The organism is Mycobacterium asiaticum, from assembly GCF_001668675.1.
In the GTDB taxonomy this organism is placed as follows: domain Bacteria; phylum Actinomycetota; class Actinomycetes; order Mycobacteriales; family Mycobacteriaceae; genus Mycobacterium; species Mycobacterium asiaticum_D.
Window position 1 is genome coordinate 1 of record NZ_LZKQ01000248.1, and the last position, 3,964, is coordinate 3,964.

General features: G+C 68.1%; 1 protein-coding gene. It reads left to right on the top strand.

Going from position 1 to position 3,964, the window contains the following annotated elements; genetic code table 11:
• Window positions 1–3,964 (top strand): condensation domain-containing protein (locus A9X01_RS21240; protein WP_155772207.1); only part of this gene is annotated, 3,964 nt, incomplete at both ends.

Sequence of the window (3,964 nt, forward strand, 5' to 3'; positions counted from 1 at the left end):
GTGGCCCGCTCACCCGAAGACTTCCACACCCTGCTGGCCACCGAAAACGTCACCATCCTCAGCCAAACCCCCTCGGCGTTCTCCGCACTGCAAACGGCCGACACGCTCTCGGGCGAACGAGCACAGCGGCTGGCCCTGGAGGCCGTCGTATTCGCCGGGGAAGCGCTTGAGCCGCAACACCTTCGGCCGTGGCTGCGCAACCATCCCGAAGCGCCGCGGTTGTTCAACCTGTACGGCACCACCGAAACCACCGTGCATGCCTCGTGGCGGGAGATCGTTGCGCGGGACACCGAAAGCGGCGCCAGCCCCATCGGCGTGCCGCTGGACCACCTTGCCTTCATGGTGCTGGACGAATGGCTGCGGCCGGTGCCGGCCGGCATCGCGGGAGAACTGTACGTCGCCGGCGCGGGCGTCGGCGTCGGCTACCTGCACCGCGCGGGACTGACCGCAACACGGTTCCTGGCCTGCCCGTACGGCGCCCCGGGAACCCGGATGTACCGCACCGGCGACCTCGTGTCCTGGACCCCCGACGGGCAACTGCACTACCTCGAACGCGCCGACGAACAAGTCAAGATCCGCGGCTACCGCATCGAACTCGGCGAGATCGAGAACACCCTGCTGGATTGCCCGTACGTCAACCAGGCGGCCGTCACCGCACACCACCGCGGCGCAGGAGGAGCCCACCTCGTCGCCTACCTCACCCTCGCGCACGGCGCCGGTGACGAAGCCGCCGAAAATGCCGTTCAAGAATGGCGAGACCTGTACGACCAGCTCTACGGTGACCAGGTCACACCGCCGGAATTCGGCAGCGATTTCCGCGGCTGGAACAGCAGCTACACCGGCGACCCGATCCCGCTCGAGGAAATGGAGGAGTGGCGGTCGGCCACGGTGGACCGGATCATGGCCCTGCGTCCGCGACGGGTATTGGAGATCGGCGTGGGTTCCGGGCTGATCCTGGCCCGGATCGCGCCCCACTGCGAAAGCTATGTGGCAACGGATAATTCGGCCGTCGCCGTGGACGGCCTGGCGCGGACCATGGAGCGGTTGCAAGTCCCGTGGCGTGACCGCGTCCAGCTGCTGAGCCGGCCCGCTCACGACACCGACGGGTTGCCGCGCGGTCATTTCGACACCATCATTGTCAACTCGGTGGTCCAATACTTTCCGTACGCGGACTATCTGGTCGAGGTCATCGACAACGCCATGGAGCTGCTGGCCCCGGGCGGGTCATTGTTCATCGGTGACGTCCGCAACCGCGTCCTGCACGGTGCTTTCCACACCGCGGTGGCGCTGGCCCACGGTAGTGGCACTGCCACCGAGGTCCGCCAGCGCGTCCGGCGTGCGATGCTGAGCGAATCCGAATTGCTGCTTGCGCCAGAGTTCTTCACCACCTGGGCGGACCGGCAAGAGGCGGTGGCCGGGATCGACATCCAGGTCAAACGCGGCGAAGCCGACAACGAACTCACCCGGTACCGCTACGACGTCGTCGCCCACAAGGCCCCGACCGCGACACGGTCACTGGCCACCGTCCCCGTGCGCGCCTGGGCGCAGAGCGGCGGGTCGACCGGGCTGCGTGACTACTTGACCGCGCAATGCCCGAGCGCCCTGCGCGTCACCGGCATCCCGCGCACCGGACTGATCACCGACGTTCGCGCCGAACAAGCCCTCGACAGCGGCGATCCCGACTCCACCGACTCCGGGACGCTCGAAAGCCGCACACCAGAGCAGCTACACCGCCTCGCCGCCGACGCCGGATACCGCGTCGCCGTCACCTGGGGCAGCGAATCCGGCACACTGGACGCGGTTTTCGTCGCCGCCACCGAGCCGAACACGCCGTTGAACAACGTCTACCGGCCCAACGCCCGCAATGCCACCTACGCCAACGACCCTCGCGCCAACGCCAAGATCACCGTGGTGCGTCAGCGGCTCAAGGAGCGGTTGCCCGCCTACATGGTGCCCGCGCAAATCATGGTGCTCGACGAATTCCCGCTGACCTCCTCGGGCAAGCTGGACCGGAAACGCTTGCCCGCACCGGAGTATGCGCCCGCGGATCGCTACCGCGCACCGGCCGGTCCCGTCGAGGAGATCCTGGCCGGCATCTACGCGCAGGTGCTGGGGCTGGAGCTGGTCGGGGTCGACGAGTCGTTCTTCGAGTTGGGCGGAGACAGCATCCTGTCGATGCAGGTGGTGGCGCGGGCCCGGGCGGCGGGTGTGGTGTGCAAGCCGCGCGACATCTTCGCCGAGCAAACGGTGGCCGGACTGGCGCGGGTGGCCAGAATAGCCGACGACGCGAGTTCTGTCGCCGACGACGGGCTCGGGCCGGTGCCCGCGACTCCGATCATGCACTGGCTGCGGGAAATGGCCGGTCCCGTCGATCAGTTCAGCCAGACGGTGGTGCTGCGGGCGCCGAGTGGGACCACCGAGTCCGACGTGGCGGTGGTGCTACAGGCGATGCTGGACCGGCACCCGATGTTGCGGCTTCGGGCCGACCACTCGCCCGATGGCAAGTGGTCGCTGTGGGTCCCCGCGCCCGGCACGCTCCCCGCCACGAGCTGTATGCGCACCGTGGAAACCCTGTCCGAAGCGGAGCTGGCGGCGGCCCGGTCCCGGCTGAATCCGGCCGCCGGCGTGATGCTGAGCGCGCTGTGGGTCGCGTCGGCCGGGCGGCTGGTGATCATCATTCACCATCTGGCCGTCGACGGGGTGTCCTGGCGAATCCTCCTCGAGGACTTGGTTTCCGCCTGGGCTCAGCAGCGCGCCGGGCATCCGGTGGCGTTGCCGGCGACCGGGACATCGTTCCAGCGGTGGGCATTGCTACTGAGCGAATACGCGCACCGGGCCGTCGTGGTGGACCACGTCGCCGCCTGGCGCCGAGTCGCCGGCACACCGGCCGCCCTGCCCGCACCGCATCCCGAGCTGGATACCCATGCCACCGCAGGGCGTATCTCCATGGATCTGGACGTCGAGACCACCCGCGCGCTGCTCGGTGCGGTGCCGACGGCGTTTCACGCCGGTGTCCAGGACATCCTGTTGATTGCGTTTGCGTTGGCGTGGAACGAGTTTCTGGACGGTGTCGAAGCACTCGGTGTCGACGTCGAGGGACACGGGCGTCGCGACGACTTGGCCCCGGATCTCGACCTGTCCCGCACGGTGGGCTGGTTCACCACGAAATACCCGGTGGCGTTGCGTGTTGGTGGGCTGGATTGGGCGCAGGTGGTGGCGGGCGGGGCGGCGTTGGGTGCGGTGGTCAAGGCCGCCAAGGAGCAGTTGCGGGCGCTGCCGGATGGTTTGACGTACGGGTTGTTGCGTTATCTGAACAACGATGTCGATCTGGACGGGCCGGACCCGTCGATCGGCTTCAACTACCTGGGTCGGCTCGGCGCCGCGGCGATCGAGAATCCCGGCGACGCCTGGCGACTCAGCCAAGACGGAGTACCCGCGGCACCGCTGCCGATGCCGTTGCCGCACACGGTGGAACTGAACGCGGGCACCGTCGACACCCCTAACGGCCCCTCACTGCGTGCCGAATGGGTCTGGGCGCCGTCGGTTTTGGATCGTGAGCGGGTTGAGTGGTTGGGGGAGTTGTGGTTTGCGGCGTTGGGTGGGATTTGTGCGCATGTGCGCGGCGGTGGGGGTGGGTTGACGCCGTCGGATATCGTGCCGGCGCGGTTGAGTCAGGGTGAGCTCGACGAGTTGGCGGGGCACCAGCGCATCGCGGATGTGTTGCCGCTGACGCCGATCCAGCGGGGGTTGCTCTTCCACGCCAGTGCCGCCTCGGGCGAGGACCATGTGTACGCCGTACAGCTCGATCTGCACCTCACCGGTGCGGTCGAGCCGCACCGGCTCCGACACGCGCTGGACACTGTGGTCCGTCGGCACCCGAATCTGGCGGCCCGGTTTTGTGCGCAGTTTGATGAGCCGGTGCAGGTGATTCCGGCTGAGCCGGTGGCGGTGTGGCGCTATGTCG